This is a genomic window from Pseudomonas sp. DCB_BI, from assembly GCF_026240995.1.
GTDB lineage: Bacteria > Pseudomonadota > Gammaproteobacteria > Pseudomonadales > Pseudomonadaceae > Aquipseudomonas.
On the sequence record NZ_JAPFCG010000013.1, the window covers coordinates 170,239 to 188,957 of the forward strand.

Sequence of the window (18,719 nt, forward strand, 5' to 3'; positions counted from 1 at the left end):
CCATGTACTTATCAGCCCGACTCGATAGATCGGTGTTTTTAAACGCCTTACTGTTCTTTACCTACTTCTTAGTCCTGGTGTGGGTAAACAACAGTTATGTATATGTTCTGCATGAGTACATGGGGGCGGCTGTTAAACCTGTCAGCGTCGGGCTGATCATTTACCTCGCGGTTCTGGCTCCCGTTTGCTCGTTTTTGTGTGGAACCAGGGTCGAAAGGCCAGGTGATCTGATTGTCACTTTGTTATTCCTCGTGGTGGTTCCCCATGCTTTGGTATTGGAAGCCGCGAATCAGTTTGCACCTGATGCAGTGCCTTGGGGGGGCGTTTCACTAGGCGTGCTAGTTGGGGTGCTGATTGTCGCATCGGCGAATAAATTCAGGTTCTATGAAAGTCAACATAGGCAAAGTGACTCACTTAGCAGGCACTGTTTGGCTATGCTTGCGCTGCTGAACGTCTTGGTTCTTTTGTTTATTTTTTTAAAAAGCGCTAGTTACTTTTCTTTTAATTTTTCAGAGCAGTATGTGCGAAGGGCCCTGGCACGAGATGTCTTTCAGGCAGGCTCGGGAGCTGGCTATTTGGCATCGATCGGGACTCAGGCTTTTTTCCCCGTCTTGTTCGCGTGGGGTGTGTATCGGAAGTCCCGTGCCTATGTGCTGTTGGGCGTAGCTAATGCGTTGGTTCTATGGGGGGCGTTTGGCCAGAAATACCCATTTATGGTGTTAGTGTTAATCTATCTTCTCATGCAGTACTTTCGCCGCTATGGAGGCGTTAAATTGTCCTGGCTCCTTGGTGGGGCCATTGCATTTTTGCTGCTGGGTGCGATGGAACATGAGGTTTTTGGCTACTCTTACCTGAACGACTACTTCGTGCGGCGAGCATTCATAGTGCCTTCGACGCTTTTGGGGGCGGTGGATAGCTTTGTTTCACTGTTTGGTTTTAATTCATACAGCGATACGCTGCTTAGTTCGATGATGGGTGTCGCCAAGTCAGAGCCTCTGACGTTTCGTATAGGGCAAGAGATTTTTAATAATCCCAAGCTCAATGCCAATGTTAATTTCTTTGCAATCGCGTATTTGCAATCGGGTTACTCGGCGGTCGTGGTGGAGTCTATATTTGTAGGCTCGGTTGTGATGCTGTTAAATTACTTATATATGCGTCACGGGGCATTCATAACCATTCCGGTGGGGTTGTTGTTCGCGACTAAGATCCTCGAGCAGTCTTTGTTGACCGTATTGATGGGGTCTGGGGTTTTCCTGATGCTGATTTTCCTTGTGCTTGTATCTGTGCCGTTCACGTTTGGAAAGAAAGTCTATGAGCGCTAGTTTTTTCAGTCGGATAACCCGAGTTTTGATCGGGACGATTGGCGCACAGCTGATTACGATGGGCGTTATGCTTCTGCTGGTTCGGCTATATACTCCAACTGACCTTGGTGAATTTAGCGTCTGGCTCTCGTTCGCCACCATTGCAGCAGTTGCAGTGACCGGACGCTACGAAATGGCGATTTTTAATTGCGAAGATCAAGTCGCGATTCAGGCGCTGTTGAAGCTGATCCTTGTGATTGCAATATCATCATCAGTGGTAATAGTCGGCGCAGCTTTGTTGTGGGATATATTTGCGCAAAGCCTGCCATCAGTGATTTCGCTTTTTTGGCTTTCGCTGGTTGTTATCATTTTTGGCATGGGGATGAATAAAGTTGTTTTGTCCTTGCTGACATATCAACAAGCATTCAACAAGCTCGGCATCTCCAGGGTCAGTTTGGCCGCATGTATCGCGGTTGCTCAAGTGTCGGCTGCATTTTTTGCCACGGATGTTTCTGGGTTGATCTACGGCCAAGTGCTTGGGGTTATTGCTGCGACTGGGCTTTCATTGCTATGGATCAATAGTGCATGGCTTAAAGGTAGCCTGAGTATCAGTTGGCAGTCAGCAAGGGACTTGGCTTGGCAACACAGGAATTTTCCAAAATTTTCGCTTCCGGCGGATTTGCTGAATACAGCAGCCAGTCAACTTCCAGTTATCTTCATAGCCTCGCGTTTCGGTAGCGAGGCTGCCGGATGGTTTGCGCTGACACTAAAAATGATGGGTGCGCCAATCTCTCTCTTGGCCGCGTCTGTGCTTGATGTGTTCAAAGAGCAAGCTGCGCGTGATTACAGGACTCATGGAAACTGCCAGCGTATTTTTTTGAAGACATTCTATTTGTTGGCGGCGCTTGCGATAGTTCCGTTCATCGTTTTCGCATTCCTCGGTGAGTGGGCCTTCGGTCTGGTATTCGGCCACGAGTGGGCTGAATCCGGGCGTTATGCAGTTTTACTGATTCCTCTTTTTTTCATGCGGTTCGTCGTCAGTCCGCTTAGTTATACCATTTATATTGCACAGAAACAAAAGTTAGACTTGCTATGGCAAGTAGTGTTGCTTTTGCTTACGTGTGCTTGTTTTCTACTGCCTCAGAAAATTGACACAGCTCTCTGGGCGTATTCGGTTGGGTATGCATTAATGTACATAATCTACTTCTGGATATCCTATCGAGCATCGAAAGGAGGTTCGCAATGATCGTTGTGGTTGATTATGGTGTCGGAAACATTGCTTCCGTGCTGAATATGCTCAAGAAAGTTGGCGCAAAAGCCAAGGCATCTAATTCACCCGCTGATCTTGAGCAGGCGGACAAGCTTATCTTGCCAGGTGTGGGTGCCTTCGATGCTGGTATGCGAACGTTGCGCGCCAGTGGCCTCATCGAGGTACTTAATGATCAAGCATTGAATGTGCGGAAGCCAGTGATGGGGATCTGCCTTGGTTCGCAAATGTTAGGTTGTAGGTCCGAGGAAGGGGAGGAAGCCGGTCTCGGTTGGATTGACATGGATGTGGTGCGCTTTGAGAAACGCGATGAGAGAAAAGTTCCACATATGGGATGGAACTATGTGAGTCCGTGCGCTGAGCATCCTATCTTGGCAGGCCTAAATCTAGATAGTCGTTACTATTTTGTACACAGCTACTATATGGTGCCGAGATCCAGTGAAAGCACACTGCTAGTGGCAAACTACGGTCAAGAGTTTGCAGCGGGTGTGATGAAAGATAATATCTTTGGCTTCCAGTTTCACCCAGAAAAAAGCCATCGATTCGGCATGCAGCTTTTTAAGAATTTTGTGAGCCTATAAATGATCAGGAAGCGAGTCATCCCTTGTTTACTGTTGAAGGATCGCGGCTTGGTAAAAACTTTGAAATTCAAAGATCCCAAGTACGTTGGAGATCCCATAAATGCTATAAGGATCTTTAATGAGAAAGAAGTTGATGAGCTTATCCTTTTAGATATTAGTGCTACGGCTGCAAGGCGAGAGCCTGACTTTGAACTTTTGTCGGAGATCGCCAGCGAATGCTTTATGCCAATTTGTTACGGTGGGGGCATTACTAAATTCGAGCACGCGCAGCGACTGTTCGCTCTCGGCATGGAAAAGGTCTCTATAAATTCCGCTTCAGCGGAAAGTTTCGATTTGATTACCGCTATCGCGAAAGTCTATGGTTCGCAAAGTGTGGTGGCCTCTATTGATTGCAAAAAAGGATTGTTCGGAGGTTATTCGGTTTGCACCCATAACGGATCGAACAACACCAAGAGAGATCCTGTGGAGTTTGCTAAGGCATTAGAGCAAGCAGGAGCGGGAGAGATCTTTCTTAACTCGATTGATCGAGATGGCACCCAGAAGGGATATGATCTTTCACTAATTAAAAATGTAGTGAATAATATTCATGTGCCTGTTGTCGCGTGCGGGGGCGCAGGATCCGTAGAAGACTTAAACTCGGTGTTTGAACATTGCCAAGTGTCCGCTGTGTCGGCAGGTAGCCTGTTTGTATTTCATGGAAAACACAGAGCAGTTTTGATCAGCTATCCGGATATTAATAAGGGCATCAAGTGAAGTACATTTTGCTGTGTTTGGTGTTTGTCTTTAGTGCAGCCTCCGGTAAAGAAATTGGTGTTCACGCGTTCACAGCGTTTGATACTTCAGAGAATTTTTCCAGTGCTAATGGATACGGGGTCGGTGATGATGGCATTCTGTATTTTTCATACGGCCATCGCTATGGGGGGCTAGGTAATTTCCGTAATCCGACATTTGTTGCTAACTTCGCTAATATCCTATATCGGGAGATACTGGCTGGAGATTCTTCAAAAAAGCGTTTGTTCTTCAAGCAGGTTGATTATTTGCTGGATAGCGCTGTTAAGGATAAAGTCGGTTATTATTGGGCGTTCCCTTTCGAAAATACGTATTACAGCGCCCCTCATGGTTGGTGGTCAGCCATGACGAGTGGGCGAGTATTAGGTGTGTTGGCTAGGGCGCATAAATTAAGTGGCGACAAGAAGTATTTAAAATTTGCCGAACTCGTACTTAACAAGCTGGCCACTCCAGTTGAAAAGGGCGGCATGGCAACTTACGTCGCCAATGGTGGTGTATGGTTGGAGGAGGTTGCATATCGTGGGAGCCCGTCATATAAAGTTCTAAATGGTCATATTTTCGCCCTTGCGGGCGTTTATGATTATGCCACCTACACGGGTAACGAAAAGGCTCGAGGCTTGTTAGCTGGCGGCGTTAAGGCGGTGCGGCAAAGTCTTGATGATTATGATGCTGGATTTATTTCCTACTATAGTTCGGCCAATGATAAAGGGCATCGTAGTTTCGCTGGTCGTAGCGACTATAACGGTATCCACGTAATGCAGATGCTTTGGTTGTACGAGGTTTCAAAAGATAGTGCATTTTTGGCGGAGGCAACTAAGTTCCAGTCCTATGAGTTGGATTACGGGACAGTGACAGCCACATCTTCGACCAATGCCCAGACGCACGGCCCAGATAAAATGGATCTAAAGTTTGGAAATAATTACTGGTCATCTTCGACTTTTCCAGTCTCAGTCACAATCGATTTGCAGAATCTAACATCGATCAGAGGGGTTGGACTACTGGGGCACTCTGTGAACGGCAGTCCCAAAGACTTTTCAGTGTCGATCTCTACTGACATGAAAAACTGGCAAAAAGTGGCAAAAGTAGTTAATAACAAGGATGATCGTCACAGTATCCCGTTTACCTATTTGGTGCGCGCTCGCTATATCAAATTTGATATTATTTCAGATAATGGGAATCGAAACGTCGCGTTGGACGGTGTTGCTGTTTTCAAGGCAAAGCCGGAAAAATACCTCGTCGATCGGTGTAATTACTCTGTTTCGCTAAGGAAACTATCAGATGGTGATCACTCAACAGGCATTCCGGTAAGATGTCCGGGGTGGCTTTTGATTCCAAGTGCTGAAGTTGGTAAGGATACTTTAACAGTCGACGTTAAAAAAGCGGACCCCCTGAAACCTGCGAATTTGCAGCTAGAGTACTCAGATGACCTAGTTTCCTGGGTCGCTTACTCTAGCTTGCCCGTCATTGATCGTACTGTCTTATTTGAGAAAATCCCCAAAGCATCGTACTATAGGGTGAAGTTCGATCAAGCCGTTTCCGTGATTAACGAATTCTATTGAGGTGGTGTTGTGACTCAGATATGTACCCGATGTGTAATGGATACCTCAGACTCGCAGATTGTGTTTGATAATGATGGTGTATGTAATCATTGCCATAAGTTCGATCAGGTTCAGAGTCACCAGTTATTTTCTGACGATTCGGGTTCTCAGCGCCTTCAGAGTATAATCGCTCAAATTAAAAAAGATGGTGCTGGCAAAGAATATGACTGCATCATCGGCCTGAGTGGTGGGGTTGATAGTTCATACTTAGCTCTTAAAGTAAAAGACTATGGGTTGCGGCCCCTTGTTGTGCATGTTGATGCGGGATGGAATAGTGAGCTCGCAGTTAGTAATATTGAAAAGATTATCAAGTTCTGTGGCTATGATTTACATACGCACGTGATGAATTGGGAAGAGGTTCGGGACTTACAGTTGGCATACATGCGTGCAGCTGTAGCAAATCAGGACGTGCCCCAGGATCATGCTTTTTTCTCAAGCATGTACCATTTTGCTGTTAAAAATAATATCAAGTACATCCTGAGTGGAGGAAATCTCGCTACCGAGGCGGTATTTCCAGAGTCCTGGCACGGTAGTGCCATGGATGCAATTAATCTTCGCGCTATCCATAAGGCGTATGGTGAGCGCCCACTCAAGGACTATAAGACTATAAGCTTTTTTGAATATTATTTCTGGTATCCTTTTGTTAAAGGCATGCGTACCGTTCGTCCGCTCAACTACATGAATTACAATAAGGCGGATGCTGAAGTCTACCTCCGAGAAACAATCGGTTATCGATCGTATGCGCGTAAACACGGTGAATCGATTTTTACAAAGTTATTCCAGAATTACTATCTTCCGATGAGATTCGGATATGATAAGCGCAGGCTTCATTATTCCAGCATGATCCTATCAGGACAGCTGACTCGTGAAGCCGCGCTGGTCAAGCTTGCAGAGCCTCTATATGATCCAGAGGAGCTTGAGGCTGATATCGAGTACTTCTGTAAAAAAATCAGAATCTCTCGTTCGCAGTTTGAGGAACTCATGAGCACCCCTATACACGACTATTCTGATTTTAAAAATTGGGACGGCCTACAGAGTATGGCCAAGCGCGCTCAAGGATTGGTACAAAAGCTCTTGGGTAGAAAAGTTCGCATCTATTCGTGAGTTTATAGGTAAGTTATATAATGAAAATTGTTCACCTAACTTCTGTCCACTCTCGATATGACATCCGTATTTTTCAAAAACAGTGCCGGACGCTTTCGGGGGCTGGCTATGACGTCACTTTGATCGTTGCCGATGGCAAAGGTGATGAATGCGTCGATGGCGTGCAGATTTTAGATGTTGGAAAACCGAATGGTAGGCTGCAGCGAATTTTCAAGGCTACGAAACGTGTTTTTGACAGGGCGCTGTCTGTGGAAGGTGACATTTATCAGTTTCATGACCCTGAACTGCTTCCGGTCGGTCTGAAGCTTAAGAGAGCTGGTAAAGTTGTAGTTTTCGATTCTCATGAGGATGTGCCGAAGCAGCTGCTAAGCAAGCCATACTTGCCGCCGGTTATTATGCGTTTGATCTCTTTTGCATTTTTGGTTTATGAGCGTTTTGCGTGTAAAAAACTTGATTATATCTTTGCGGCCACTCCCTTTATTCGTGACAAATTTCTAAGAATAAATCCAGCCTGTGAGGATATTAATAATTTCCCGATGATCGGCGAGCTGGATGCTGCGTTAGCATGGGACCAGAAAAGTAATGAAGTTTGTTATGTTGGGGGTGTAGCGTCAATACGTGGTATTGAGGAAGTTGTTAATGCTTTTGCTCATACCACTGAGAATGTAAGGCTTAACCTTGTGGGTCGCTTCAGTGAGAGTGACGTAGAACAGCGCGTAAAACAGCTTCCAGGTTGGAGTTCAGTTAATCAGCTTGGTCAATTGGAACGTACTGGTGTTAAGGATGTTCTTTCCAAATCACTCGCTGGGTTAGTAACATTTCATCCGTTGCCCAATCATGTTGATGCTCAGCCTAATAAAATGTTTGAGTATATGTCTGCAGGTATCCCTGTCATTGCTTCTGACTTTCCCCTTTGGCGTCAGATTATTGATGGCAGTAATTGCGGGCTTTTGGTCGATCCTATGAATCCTCGGTCCATTGCTCTGGCGATAGATACGCTCGCAAAGGATCCCGAACGAGCAAAAGCTTTCGGTGAAAATGGCCGCGCGGCGGTGAGTGCCAAGTACAATTGGGATAACGAGTCAAAAAAGTTACTGGCTTGTTACGCAAAACTTTCCAATAAGGTGAAAAAATGAAGATTCTGACAGTTTTGGGTGCTCGTCCTCAATTTATCAAGGCGAGTGTTGTGTCCCACTTCATTTCGACGCTTCCGGGAGTTGAGGAGGTTGTTGTTCACACCGGTCAACATTTCGACTCCAATATGTCCGATGTATTCTTCCAAGAACTCGGCATGGATACGCCTGCTTACCAGCTTGATATCCACGGCGGCAGCCATGGTGACATGACTGGCAGAATGCTCATTGAGATCGAAAAGGTATTGCTTCAAGAACGTCCTGATGTCGTGCTTGTCTACGGCGATACCAATTCTACCCTTGCTGGTGCATTGGCCGCCGTCAAGCTGCATATTCCAGTCGCTCATGTCGAGGCTGGCCTACGTTCGTTCAACATGGCCATGCCTGAAGAAGTGAACCGGATCCTTACGGACCGGGTTTCCCGCTGGATGTTCACCCCAACCGCTACAGCGGCAGAGCACTTGAAAACTGAGGGTGTCAACCCAGCCAGCATTATTCCTGTGGGCGACGTAATGTATGACGTCGCGAAGTTTCACGGTGAACGTGTCGATGCTAGCGGGCGGATCATGGCTGAGCTTGGGTTGAAAGAATCCGGGTTCGTGCTGGCAACTGTTCACCGCGCTGAAAACACTGACGATCCAGCACGCCTTACCGCAATTGTTGAAGCGTTTCGTGATTTGTCTGCTGATTTGCCGATCGTTTGGCCGGTGCATCCGCGGACCAGGGCGGTTCTGCAAAAACGCGGGCAACTGCAGGAAATACCAGCAAACTTGCACCTCATCGATCCAGTCGGTTACCTGGACATGGTCCAGCTGGAAAAGCATGCCGCACTCATTGCTACAGATTCTGGAGGTGTCCAGAAAGAGGCGTTCTTCTACGGTGTTCCATGTGTCACTCTGCGCGACGAAACCGAATGGGTCGAGTTGGTCGAGTCGGGCTGGAACCGGCTGGTATCCCCGACATCAGCAGCCGAAGTGGGCGCAGCCGTTCGCCAGGCGCTGGGCACCAAAGGCTCGGCAGTACAGCCATATGGTGAGGGAAATGCAGCAGAGCTCATCATCCGGCGTCTTGTCGAGGACCATGTAGAATGAAGAACGTCTGGATTCTCAACCATTACGCCCAGGAGCCAGGTGGCGCCGGTGGGACCCGGCATTATCAGTTGGCGAAAAACCTGCCGGCACATGGCTGGGAGGCGTCAATTGTTGCTGCCAGTGTTGAGCACCAGTCTGGCAAGCAGCGGCTTGCTGATTCTGAAACTACTAGGCTCGATCAATACAGCGGTGTTCCATTCCTCTGGCTTAAAACTTCGGAGTACAAGGGCAACGGCACGGCGCGTATGCGTAACATGCTGGAATACACTTGGCAGGTCATCAAACCTGGCAAGCTTTCGCCTTTGAAAAAACCTGATGTTATTATCGGTTCGAGCGTTCACCCGTTTGCAGCGGCTGCAGGTGCCGTGCTTGCGTGGCGTCATAAGGTGCCCTTCGTTTTCGAAGTGCGGGATCTTTGGCCTGAAACGCTGATCGACATGGGGCGGCTGGAGCGTAAGAGCTTTATCGCCCGCTCGCTTCGGGTGCTGGAAAAGTGGCTGTACAAGCGCGCCAAACGCATTGTTGTACTGCTGCCGAAGGCGCACGAGTACATAGTGCCCATGGGCATCGATCCGAAAAAAATTGTCTGGATCCCTAACGGTGTAGACCTTCAGGACTTCCCGTGCCCTGCGGAAAAAGAGCCAGAGGATGAGTTTACGCTGATGTACTTTGGTGCGCATGGCCCGGCGAACGGGTTGGATAATGTGTTACGTGCGCAGCAGATCATTGAGCAAAGGGCAGATATGTGCAATGTTCGCCTCCGTATCATTGGCAACGGCCCATGTAAAACCCAGTTGATCGGCATGGCTGAAAAATTGGGCCTCAAGCGTGTAAGCTTCGAAGATCCGGTTCCTAAAAGAGAAATTCCAGCGCTAGCGGCACAAGCAGATGCGTTTGTGTTCAATCTCATAAACGCGCCTGTTTTCAAGTACGGTATTAGTTCGAACAAGCTCTTCGACTTCATGGCTGGGCAGCGACCCGTTCTGTTCTGCTGTGATGCTGGGAACAACCCCATTGAAGATTCCGGCGCAGGATATACTGTCCTGCCGGGCGACCCGGAGGCGTTGGCCGATGCGGTATCCCGATTGGTCCATTTGCCAATTGCCGAGCGGGCTGCAATGGGGCGCGCTGGTCGACGCTATGTCGAAGTCGAACATGGCTTCGACAAGCTTGCAGGTAGCTTGGCGCGTTGCCTTGACGAGGCGTGTGGGTCCACCAGATGAAAAGAGTCATTGATTTCGCTGGGTCATTGATCGGGTTGATCGTGTTGTCTCCGGTCATCTTGGTCGTAGCTGTCCTGATCAAACGCAGGCTGGGGGGGCCGGTGTTGTTCCGCCAGGTCCGCCCGGGATTAGGCGGCAAACCATTCGAGATGATCAAATTCCGCACTATGCGCGATGCCTGCGACAGCAATGGTGATCCATTGCCGGATTCACAGCGCATGACGCCATTCGGTAGCTTTCTGCGTTCCAGCAGTCTGGATGAACTGCCTGAGCTGTGGAACGTGCTTAAAGGTGATATGAGTCTTGTTGGGCCCAGGCCGTTGTTGATGGAATATCTTCCACTCTATAACGAGCGGCAATATTTACGTCATCAGGTACGGCCGGGCGTAACTGGCTGGGCTCAAATCAATGGTCGAAACGCGTTAGGCTGGCCAGAAAAGTTCGAATTGGACGTTTGGTATGTCGAAAATCGCTCGCTTTGGCTGGACATCAAGATCATCGCTTTGACCATCAAGAAAGTTGTAAAAAAGGACGGTATTAGCGCCAGCGGCGAGGCCACCATGTCGAAATTCACGGGCAACAAGTGATGAAAAGACTTGCCATCCTTGGTGCCAGTGGGCACGGAAAGGTAGTTGCAGACACCGCGGAGGTTTGTGGCTGGACAGAGGTCTTGTTTTTTGACGACGCATGGCCTTCTCGTACTTCCAATGGTGTCTGGGATGTAGTTGGTACGGGCCAAGATCTATTGGGCAACGCTCAAGCGTTTGACGGGGTGGTGGTGGCCATCGGTAATAACCTTATTCGCCAGGCGAAGCTCGCAGCTTTGGTCCAACAGGGGGCGACGCTGGCTACCCTTGTCCATCCGCTCGCATACGTCAGTCGGCATGCCAAGATTGGGGCTGGAAGCGTGGTGTTCGCCGGAGCGGTCCTAAACGCCGGCGCCTCTGTGGGGGTGGGGGGGATTTTGAATACGGGTTGCAGCGTTGATCATGACTGCTTCCTTGCTGATTCTGTCCATGTCAGCCCGGGCGCGCGGCTCGCGGGTGGTGTCACGATAGGTCAGTGCTCATGGGTGGGCATCGGCGCCTGTGTAAAGCAACTTATCAACATCGGTCCGAATGTAGTGGTAGGCGCTGGAGCTGCAGTCGTATCCGATGTAGGTGAGGGGATGACAGTGATCGGAGTGCCTGCCCGGGCCTTGGAATAATTCCACGAAATCAATGATGCGGCTGTAGACTATGTAGCAAAGCCGTTTGCATGCTTGCCAGCTTAATGAATCAGGATAAATTCAATGCTGAACACCCCCTTTTCCCCATGGCCGTCGTTCTCGCAGGAAGAAGCAGACTGCGCGCGTGATGTCATTTTGTCCAACAAAGTCAATTACTGGACAGGACAGGAATGCCGTCAGTTCGAGCGTGAATTCGCTGCTTGGACTGAAACCGGTTTTGCAGTCGCTGTCGCCAACGGCACAGTGGCGCTAGATCTGGCTCTGTTGGCCCTAGGGGTCGGGGCCGGTGACGAGGTTATCGTGACCTCCCGTACGTTCCTCGCCTCGGTGTCTAGCATAATCAATGCTGGTGCTGTTCCGGTCTTTGCCGACGTAAACCCCGACTCCCAAAATATCGATGTATCCACTATCACCGCGGTGCTGTCCTCACGCACGAAGGCCATCATCTGCGTTCACCTGGCGGGTTGGCCATGTGACATGGACCCGATCATGGCTCTCGCGGCTGCACATGGTGTCCGGGTGATAGAGGATTGCGCACAGGCGCATGGCGCACGTTACAAAGGCCGACCTGTTGGTTCCATTGGCGACATTGGCGCTTGGTCGTTTTGCCAGGACAAGATCATGACCACTGGCGGTGAAGGCGGCATGGTCACCACGAATGACCGCAAGCTATGGTCGAAAATGTGGTCGTTCAAAGACCATGGCAAGAGCTGGGACGCTGTTTATGAGCGTGAGCATGCCCCTGGGTTCCGATGGCTGCATGAGAGTTTCGGTACCAATTGGCGGATGCTTGAAGTACAAGGCGGCATCGGCAGAATTCAGCTGAAGCGTATGCCGCAGTGGCATCAGTCGAGACTGGAAAATGCTCGTCGCATTTGGGATTGCGCCAAAGGGCTACCTGGGTTGCGAGTTCCTGAAATTCCGCACGACTGCGTGCATGCGGCCTATAAGTGCTATGTGTTTGTGGAGCCAGATAAGCTCGCAGAGGGTTGGACTCGTGATCGTATTCTGAACGAAATCAACTCGTTAGGTGTGCCGTGTTTCTCTGGTTCGTGTTCTGAGGTTTATCTGGAAAAAGCTTTCGACGACACTGGCTGGCGACCGCAGCAACGCTTGCCGGTGGCCCGTGAATTAGGCGAAACCAGCCTGATGTTCCTGGTCCATCCTACCTTGACGGCGGCCGAGATCGACAAGAGTTGCAATGTTTTGATCAAGGTCATGCAAGACGCTGCTCGCCGATGAAATTCTGAGGCGTCCACCTGATGGGCTATACGCGGAACAGGTGGCGCCCTTATTGTGATTTCTTGTTTTCGGTCGGTTCACCCGCCGAGCGCAAGAAGCTCGTATGGAAAAATGTGATAGGAAGGGATCTGGTTTGGTTCGTAATCAGGAGAGTAAGCGGATGACGGATAAGCTGCGTACGGGGATGCTGCTGTTGCCCCGGCGCTACAAACGCGCCCTTCAGGTCGTAACTGACGTGCTGTTGGTTTGGTTTGCCTTATGGCTTGCGTTTTTGGTTCGTCTTGGAATAGATGAAATCTATCACCCACTACGCTTGCACTACTGGTTGTTCTTGGCTGCGCCGATCATCGCTATACCCATTTTCATCCGTTTCGGTATGTACCGTGCGGTTATGCGCTATTTTGGCAATGACGCGCTTATTGCAATCGGCAAAGCGGTATCGCTATCGTCCTTAATTCTAGCTTTGGTCGTCTATTGGCACAGCAACCACACAGCAATCGTTCCCCGCTCCATTGTGTTCAATTACTGGTGGTTGAGTCTAGTGTTGATCGGTGGGCTCCGCTTGATCATGCGGCAATATTTCCTAGGTGATTGGTTTGCCGCCAGACAGCATGTGCCTTTCACCAATCGTGACAATGGTCTACCGAAGGTTGCGATCTATGGTGCAGGGGCCGCGGGGAATCAGTTAGTCGCAGCCCTGCGAATTGGTCGTATGATGCGCCCCGTTGCTTTCATCGACGATGATGAGAGTGTCACGGATCGGGTTATTTCTGGGCTTCAGGTGTTTCGTGGCAATGACATTCAGAAGATGATCGAAGTGACAGGAGCCGAAGAAATCCTTTTGGCCATCCCGTCCGCTAGTCGTGCACGTCGTCGAGAAATATTGGGGTTGCTTGAGAATTTCCCTCTGCATGTTCGCAGTGTTCCTGGCTTCATGGATCTGGCCAGTGGCCGAGTTAAAGTTGATGATATCCAAGAAGTCGATATCGCTGACTTGTTAGGGCGCGACGCGGTTCCGGCCCAAGAGGATCTGCTTGCTCACTGCGTTACCGGTCAAGTTGTCATGGTGACAGGAGCAGGCGGGTCGATCGGCTCGGAGTTGTGCCGTCAAATTCTCATGCTTGAGCCCAAAGCGTTATTGCTGTTTGAGCATAGTGAGTTCAACCTCTACAGCATCCACGGTGAGTTGGAACAGCGCATACGACGTGAGTCTCTTCCTGTGCGCTTGGTACCGTTTCTGGGCTCAATTCGAAACCAGAAGCACTTGATCGATACCATGACAATGTGGGGCGTACACACTGTTTATCACGCAGCTGCCTACAAGCACGTTCCGCTGGTTGAGCACAACATTGCTGAAGGCGTTTTGAACAATGTCATTGGCACGTTGAATACGGCGCAGGCGGCGCTTCAGGCTAATGTGGCGAACTTTGTATTAATTTCGACTGATAAGGCAGTCCGGCCTACCAATGTGATGGGGAGCACGAAGCGTTTGGCTGAGCTCGTTTTGCAGGCTTTGAGCAAGGAGGTCGCACCCGTACTATTTGGTGATTCCGGTAATGTTGCCAGAGTGAATAAAACGCGTTTCACAATGGTGCGCTTTGGCAACGTCCTTGGTTCGTCTGGCTCTGTAATTCCTCTTTTTCATAAGCAGATCCAAGCGGGGGGGCCGTTGACGGTCACTCATCCAAAAATTACCCGCTACTTTATGACTATTCCCGAAGCCGCCCAGCTGGTGATCCAGGCTGGGTCAATGGGGTTGGGCGGGGATGTATTCGTCTTGGATATGGGCGAACCTGTAAGAATTGCGACGTTGGCGGAGAAGATGATCCACCTCTCGGGCTTGAGTGTAAGGTCCGAAAAAAATCCCCATGGGGACATCGCTATTGAATTCACTGGACTGCGGCCAGGGGAAAAGCTTTACGAAGAGCTGTTGATTGGCGACAACGTCTCTCCTACCCGGCACCCGATGATTCTGACAGCAAGCGAAGATTTTTTAGATTGGGACGTGCTCAAGGATCGCCTGACGCTACTACTTAAGGCAGTTGAAATCGAGGACTTCAATGTAGTTCGTCAGTTGCTAAGGGAGGTGGTAAGCGGTTACACCCCAGAGGGTGAGATTGTAGATTGGGTGTATCAACAGCGTTTGAGAGACATCTGAGTCTATCAGGGCTAATCGGCATTCTTAGACTTCTGATTATGCCCTGTATCTGTGCCAATCGATGCTAAACCTGACGGTGTAGGACCGTACCAAGGCTGATTCCACGCTCATGGTGCGTACCAATCCTTGGCCTTACTCGCCAGGTGTTATTTACAATGTCTTTCCTCAAGCTTGCGTGCTGGCATCTTACAAGTTGGGGCTATCAGTCGATGGCAAGGCCTCAAGCTGGCCCACGTCCGTCCCGACCATCGACGTAGAGAAAGTAACCGAATACCGCCCCAGATCACTAAGGTTTCGGCCAAAATCAATGGCTACTCCATCAGCGTTCCACTTATAAACCTCAGCCTCATACGAAGCCCCGGACTTCAACTTCACCCAATGACTCCCGCTAGCCGACGGCTGCCCCAGCTTATCAGTCAGCATTTCTTTGACCAGGTACAAATTATTAGCATTACCCGTCAACACCAACTGACTAACAGCTCCACCCTCCACCGTTGCAAACAACTTATACCCCGGCGAAATAGGCAGATACGGTAACCCCCGCACTTCAAAGCGTCCCGCTTTCTCCGTCGCAACGCGGCAAGGCTCGGTAGGGCGTATATCCCCCGTTGCACACTCCGGCACCTGGGTCAAAAAATCCCCTTGCAGATCCACCCCCAGGAAAGCACTGGGCGTGATCACCTGGTGAGCAAGCTGCGTGGACTGTGCCCAGACAGGCGTGGAAGCGAACAAGGCCGCAACAGCGACCGAAGGAAATATAGAAGGCATAGACATCCCTGTGAGCCCAGATGGCGTTCTTGAGAAAGTTTCGTATTTTGCCTCGCGGTCAATGACAGAACAACCGTCAAATGCGTGAACGGTGTCTTACCGCCACACGCGTCAGCGTTCCCGTCTAGAATTGCGCCAACAACATCCTTCGACATCCACTCGAGAAGCGTCAAGCCTATGACAATCCTGATAACCGGCGGCGCCGGCTTCATCGGCGCGAATTTTGTGCTGGATTGGGTAAGCCAGTCAGGCGAACCCATCGTCAACCTGGACAAGCTGACCTACGCCGGTAACCTGCGGAGCCTGGCTAGCCTTGAGGGTAACCCGCAGCATGTCTTCGTACATGGGGATATCGGCGATGGGCCGTTGGTGCAAAGGCTGTTGGCAGAGCATCGCCCCCGCGCTGTGCTCAATTTCGCCGCCGAGTCGCACGTCGACCGCTCCATTCACGGGCCTCAGGCTTTCGTTGACACCAATGTGATGGGTACCTTCCAGTTGCTGGAGGCCGTGCGGGGTTACTGGCATGGCCTGGATGAGGCAGCGCGGGTGGCGTTCCGCTTCCTGCATGTTTCTACCGACGAGGTTTATGGCTCGCTGAAAGCCGGCGAACCTGCGTTCACCGAAACCCACCAATACCAGCCAAACAGCCCGTACTCTGCCAGCAAGGCGGCCAGCGACCATCTGGTGCGTTCCTATCACCACACCTATGGCTTGCCGGTGCTCACCACCAATTGCTCGAACAACTACGGGCCGCTGCATTTTCCCGAAAAGCTGATCCCGCTGATGATCGTCAATGCCTTGGCTGGCAAGCCGCTGCCGGTGTATGGCGATGGGCAGCAGATTCGTGACTGGCTATACGTCAAGGACCACTGCAGCGCCATCCGCCGAGTGCTTGATGCAGGGCAGGTGGGTGAGGTGTACAACGTCGGCGGCTGGAACGAAATGCCCAACCTGGGCATCGTCCACCGTGTATGTGCGCTGCTCGATGAACTTCGTCCGCGGGCTGACGGGCAGCCTTACGCCAGCCAGATCAGCTTCGTCACCGACCGCCCAGGCCACGACCGCCGTTATGCCATCGATGCTCGCAAGCTTGAGCGCGAACTCGGCTGGAAGCCTGCCGAAACCTTCGAAACCGGCATTCGCAAGACGGTTACCTGGTACCTGGATAACGAGGATTGGGTCAAAGGCGTCATGGACGGCAGCTACCGCGACTGGGTCGCGCAGCAATATGGGGCTGACAAAGTTTGAAAATCTTGCTGTTGGGGAAGAACGGACAAGTGGGGTGGGAGTTGCAGCGCGCGCTCGCACCCCTAGGCCAGGTGATTGCGCTTGACCGCCAGGGCGAGGGTGAGTTGTGCGGGGACCTGAGTAATCTCGATGGTCTGGCGGCGACGGTGCGCTCGCTGGCCCCGGATGTGATCGTCAACGCTGCGGCTTACACGGCGGTGGACAAAGCTGAGAGCGAGCCAGAGCTGGCTGCCCGCATCAATGCCGATGCGCCGGGCCTTTTGGCCTGTGAGGCCGCCAGGCTGGGGGCACGGCTGATCCACTACTCCACAGACTATGTGTTCGATGGCAGTGGCCTGGCGCCGTGGCAAGAGGATGCCCCCACCGGCCCGCTGTCTGTCTATGGCCGTACCAAGCTCGATGGCGAGCTCGCCATTGAGGCCAGCGGTGCCTCTGCCGTAGTGCTGCGGACCAGTTGGGTGTATGCCGCGCGCGGCCACAATTTTGCCAAAACCATGTTGCGCCTGGCGGCCGAGCGCGACGCGCTCAATGTGGTGGCAGACCAGTATGGCGCCCCCACTGGCGCAGAGTTGATCGCCGATGTTACCGCCCATATCGTGCGGCAGCTCTTCAGTGTGCAGGATGCGAGCCCTTTGCTCGGCACCTACCATCTTGCGGCAGCCGGAGAAACCAGCTGGCACGGGTATGCCCAGTTCGTACTGGCGCAGGCGCGGCGCAATGGCATGGCCTTGAAGGTGTCCGCGGAACAGGTGGGTGCAATCAGTACCCAAGCTTATCCGGCGCCGGCTCCGCGCCCGCTAAATTCTCGGCTGGCATTGGCTAAGCTGGAAGAGACCTTCAATCTCAAGATGCCGCTTTGGCAACAAGGTGTGCAACGCATGCTGGACGAAATCCGGCGTTAGGAATAGTTATGGCACGTAAAGGACTCATTCTGGCCGGTGGCTCTGGCACTCGCCTGCACCCCGCCACGCTGTCTGTATCGAAGCAGCTGTTGCCGGTGTACGACAAGCCGATGATCTACTACCCGCTCAGCACGCTGCTGCTGGCCGGCATTCGTGACATTCTGATCATCTCCACGCCCCAGGACACGCCGCGTTTCGAGCAACTGCTGGGTGATGGTAGCCGTTGGGGCATCAACCTCTCTTATGCCGTGCAGCCTAGCCCGGACGGCTTGGCCCAAGCATTCACGATCGGGGCAGACTTTATTGGCAACGCCCTGTCGGCGTTGGTGCTGGGTGACAATATTTTCTATGGCCACGACTTCCAGTCGCTGCTGCTGAGTGCTGGCCAGCGGCAGTCGGGGGCCAGCGTGTTTGCTTATCACGTCCAGGACCCGGAGCGTTACGGTGTCGCGGAGTTCGATGGCAGCGGGCGCGTACTGTCGATTGAAGAAAAGCCGAAAGCCCCGAAGTCCAACTATGCGATCACCGGTCTTTATTTCTACGACAACCAAGTCGTCGACTTGGCCAGGCAGCTTAAACCGTCGGCACGCGGCGAATTGGAAATCACCGACCTCAATAACTTGTACCTGCAGCAACAGCAACTGCAGGTCGAGATCATGGGGCGTGGTTATGCATGGCTGGATACCGGTACCCACGACAGCCTGCTGGATGCCAGCCAATACATCGCCACCATGGAGCGGCGCCAGGGTCTCAAGGTGGCTTGCCCTGAAGAGATTTGCTATCGCGCGGGCTGGATCGATGCTGAGCAACTTGAGCGGCTTGCCCAGCCGCTGCTGAAGAATGGTTACGGGCAGTACTTGAGAAACTTGCTTGAAGTTAAGGTATTTTGACCTGCGCTATATCATGGACCTTCCCAGGTGTAGGCCTGGTTATCTCAAGGGCTTTCGGGCTCTGTGCCTGTGAGATCGAGCGCCGCCCGCGCGGCGCATCGCGAGCTGCGCTCGCTCCTTGTATGTTGTGTCTGACCTGGCCAGAGAGGTTATTCTCGTCAGGTTCAAGAAGCACTTCCGGGGAGACCGATCGCTC

The 18,719-nt window shown here is 51.4% G+C and carries 16 protein-coding genes; all 16 read left to right on the plus strand.

The window, feature by feature from the left end; genetic code table 11:
• The first annotated feature begins 2 nt into the window (after nucleotides 1-2).
• A complete protein-coding gene (locus OO258_RS15980) occupies nucleotides 3-1,322 on the plus strand; it encodes a hypothetical protein (protein WP_266031503.1) in 1,320 nt (439 codons plus the stop codon).
• On the plus strand, nucleotides 1,312-2,547 hold the full coding sequence (locus tag OO258_RS15985; protein ID WP_266031506.1) for an oligosaccharide flippase family protein: 1,236 nt from the start codon (nucleotides 1,312-1,314) through the stop codon (nucleotides 2,545-2,547). Before OO258_RS15980 ends, OO258_RS15985 begins: the two co-directional genes overlap by 11 nt.
• A complete protein-coding gene (hisH, locus tag OO258_RS15990; protein WP_266031508.1) occupies nucleotides 2,544-3,149 on the plus strand; it encodes an imidazole glycerol phosphate synthase subunit HisH in 606 nt (201 codons plus the stop codon). Before OO258_RS15985 ends, hisH begins: the two co-directional genes overlap by 4 nt.
• Nucleotides 3,150-3,902, plus strand: a complete 753-nt coding sequence (locus tag OO258_RS15995; RefSeq protein ID WP_266031510.1) for an AglZ/HisF2 family acetamidino modification protein — start codon at nucleotides 3,150-3,152, stop codon at nucleotides 3,900-3,902.
• Complete coding sequence (locus tag OO258_RS16000) at nucleotides 3,899-5,497, plus strand: D-glucuronyl C5-epimerase family protein (protein ID WP_266031512.1); 1,599 nt, start codon at nucleotides 3,899-3,901, stop codon at nucleotides 5,495-5,497. Before OO258_RS15995 ends, OO258_RS16000 begins: the two co-directional genes overlap by 4 nt.
• Before the next feature lie 9 nt (nucleotides 5,498-5,506).
• Complete coding sequence (locus OO258_RS16005) at nucleotides 5,507-6,640, plus strand: N-acetyl sugar amidotransferase (protein WP_266031514.1); 1,134 nt, start codon at nucleotides 5,507-5,509, stop codon at nucleotides 6,638-6,640.
• A 20-nt stretch (nucleotides 6,641-6,660) separates the two neighbouring features.
• The gene (locus OO258_RS16010; RefSeq protein WP_323054383.1) at nucleotides 6,661-7,776 is read left to right on the plus strand and encodes a glycosyltransferase family 4 protein; all 1,116 of its coding nucleotides are present in this window, start codon (nucleotides 6,661-6,663) and stop codon (nucleotides 7,774-7,776) included.
• Complete coding sequence (gene wecB, locus OO258_RS16015) at nucleotides 7,773-8,864, plus strand: non-hydrolyzing UDP-N-acetylglucosamine 2-epimerase (protein ID WP_266031516.1); 1,092 nt, start codon at nucleotides 7,773-7,775, stop codon at nucleotides 8,862-8,864. Before OO258_RS16010 ends, wecB begins: the two co-directional genes overlap by 4 nt.
• Nucleotides 8,861-10,087 (plus strand): glycosyltransferase family 4 protein, encoded by a 1,227-nt coding sequence (locus tag OO258_RS16020; protein ID WP_266031518.1) that lies wholly within the window; start codon nucleotides 8,861-8,863, stop codon nucleotides 10,085-10,087. The genes wecB and OO258_RS16020 overlap by 4 nt, the downstream gene beginning before the upstream one ends.
• Nucleotides 10,084-10,674, plus strand: coding sequence for a sugar transferase (locus OO258_RS16025; protein ID WP_266031520.1), 591 nt, complete (start codon nucleotides 10,084-10,086; stop codon nucleotides 10,672-10,674). Before OO258_RS16020 ends, OO258_RS16025 begins: the two co-directional genes overlap by 4 nt.
• The gene (locus OO258_RS16030) at nucleotides 10,674-11,294 is read left to right on the plus strand and encodes an acetyltransferase (protein ID WP_266031522.1); all 621 of its coding nucleotides are present in this window, start codon (nucleotides 10,674-10,676) and stop codon (nucleotides 11,292-11,294) included. Before OO258_RS16025 ends, OO258_RS16030 begins: the two co-directional genes overlap by 1 nt.
• Nucleotides 11,295-11,378: 84 nt before the next feature.
• A complete protein-coding gene (locus OO258_RS16035; RefSeq protein WP_266031524.1) occupies nucleotides 11,379-12,557 on the plus strand; it encodes a DegT/DnrJ/EryC1/StrS family aminotransferase in 1,179 nt (392 codons plus the stop codon).
• 160 nt (nucleotides 12,558-12,717) lie between these two features.
• The gene (locus OO258_RS16040) at nucleotides 12,718-14,715 is read left to right on the plus strand and encodes a polysaccharide biosynthesis protein (protein ID WP_266031526.1); all 1,998 of its coding nucleotides are present in this window, start codon (nucleotides 12,718-12,720) and stop codon (nucleotides 14,713-14,715) included.
• Between the two features lie 945 nt (nucleotides 14,716-15,660).
• Nucleotides 15,661-16,731, plus strand: a complete 1,071-nt coding sequence (gene rfbB, locus OO258_RS16045; protein ID WP_266031528.1) for a dTDP-glucose 4,6-dehydratase — start codon at nucleotides 15,661-15,663, stop codon at nucleotides 16,729-16,731.
• Nucleotides 16,728-17,633 (plus strand): dTDP-4-dehydrorhamnose reductase, encoded by a 906-nt coding sequence (gene rfbD / locus OO258_RS16050; protein ID WP_266031530.1) that lies wholly within the window; start codon nucleotides 16,728-16,730, stop codon nucleotides 17,631-17,633. Before rfbB ends, rfbD begins: the two co-directional genes overlap by 4 nt.
• Nucleotides 17,634-17,641: 8 nt before the next feature.
• A complete protein-coding gene (gene rfbA, locus OO258_RS16055) occupies nucleotides 17,642-18,523 on the plus strand; it encodes a glucose-1-phosphate thymidylyltransferase RfbA (protein WP_266031532.1) in 882 nt (293 codons plus the stop codon).
• Nucleotides 18,524-18,719 lie beyond the last annotated feature (196 nt).

Coding starts and splice junctions, on each gene's coding strand:
- OO258_RS15980 (WP_266031503.1), top strand. CDS start 3: ATGTACTTATCAGCCCGACTCGATAGATCGGTGTTTTTAAACGCCTTA.
- rfbA (WP_266031532.1), top strand. CDS start 17,642: ATGGCACGTAAAGGACTCATTCTGGCCGGTGGCTCTGGCACTCGCCTG.
- OO258_RS16020 (WP_266031518.1), top strand. CDS start 8,861: ATGAAGAACGTCTGGATTCTCAACCATTACGCCCAGGAGCCAGGTGGC.
- OO258_RS16025 (WP_266031520.1), top strand. CDS start 10,084: ATGAAAAGAGTCATTGATTTCGCTGGGTCATTGATCGGGTTGATCGTG.
- rfbB (WP_266031528.1), top strand. CDS start 15,661: ATGACAATCCTGATAACCGGCGGCGCCGGCTTCATCGGCGCGAATTTT.
- wecB (WP_266031516.1), top strand. CDS start 7,773: ATGAAGATTCTGACAGTTTTGGGTGCTCGTCCTCAATTTATCAAGGCG.
- OO258_RS15995 (WP_266031510.1), top strand. CDS start 3,150: ATGATCAGGAAGCGAGTCATCCCTTGTTTACTGTTGAAGGATCGCGGC.
- OO258_RS15985 (WP_266031506.1), top strand. CDS start 1,312: ATGAGCGCTAGTTTTTTCAGTCGGATAACCCGAGTTTTGATCGGGACG.
- OO258_RS16035 (WP_266031524.1), top strand. CDS start 11,379: ATGCTGAACACCCCCTTTTCCCCATGGCCGTCGTTCTCGCAGGAAGAA.
- OO258_RS16010 (WP_323054383.1), top strand. CDS start 6,661: ATGAAAATTGTTCACCTAACTTCTGTCCACTCTCGATATGACATCCGT.
- hisH (WP_266031508.1), top strand. CDS start 2,544: ATGATCGTTGTGGTTGATTATGGTGTCGGAAACATTGCTTCCGTGCTG.
- OO258_RS16040 (WP_266031526.1), top strand. CDS start 12,718: ATGACGGATAAGCTGCGTACGGGGATGCTGCTGTTGCCCCGGCGCTAC.
- OO258_RS16030 (WP_266031522.1), top strand. CDS start 10,674: ATGAAAAGACTTGCCATCCTTGGTGCCAGTGGGCACGGAAAGGTAGTT.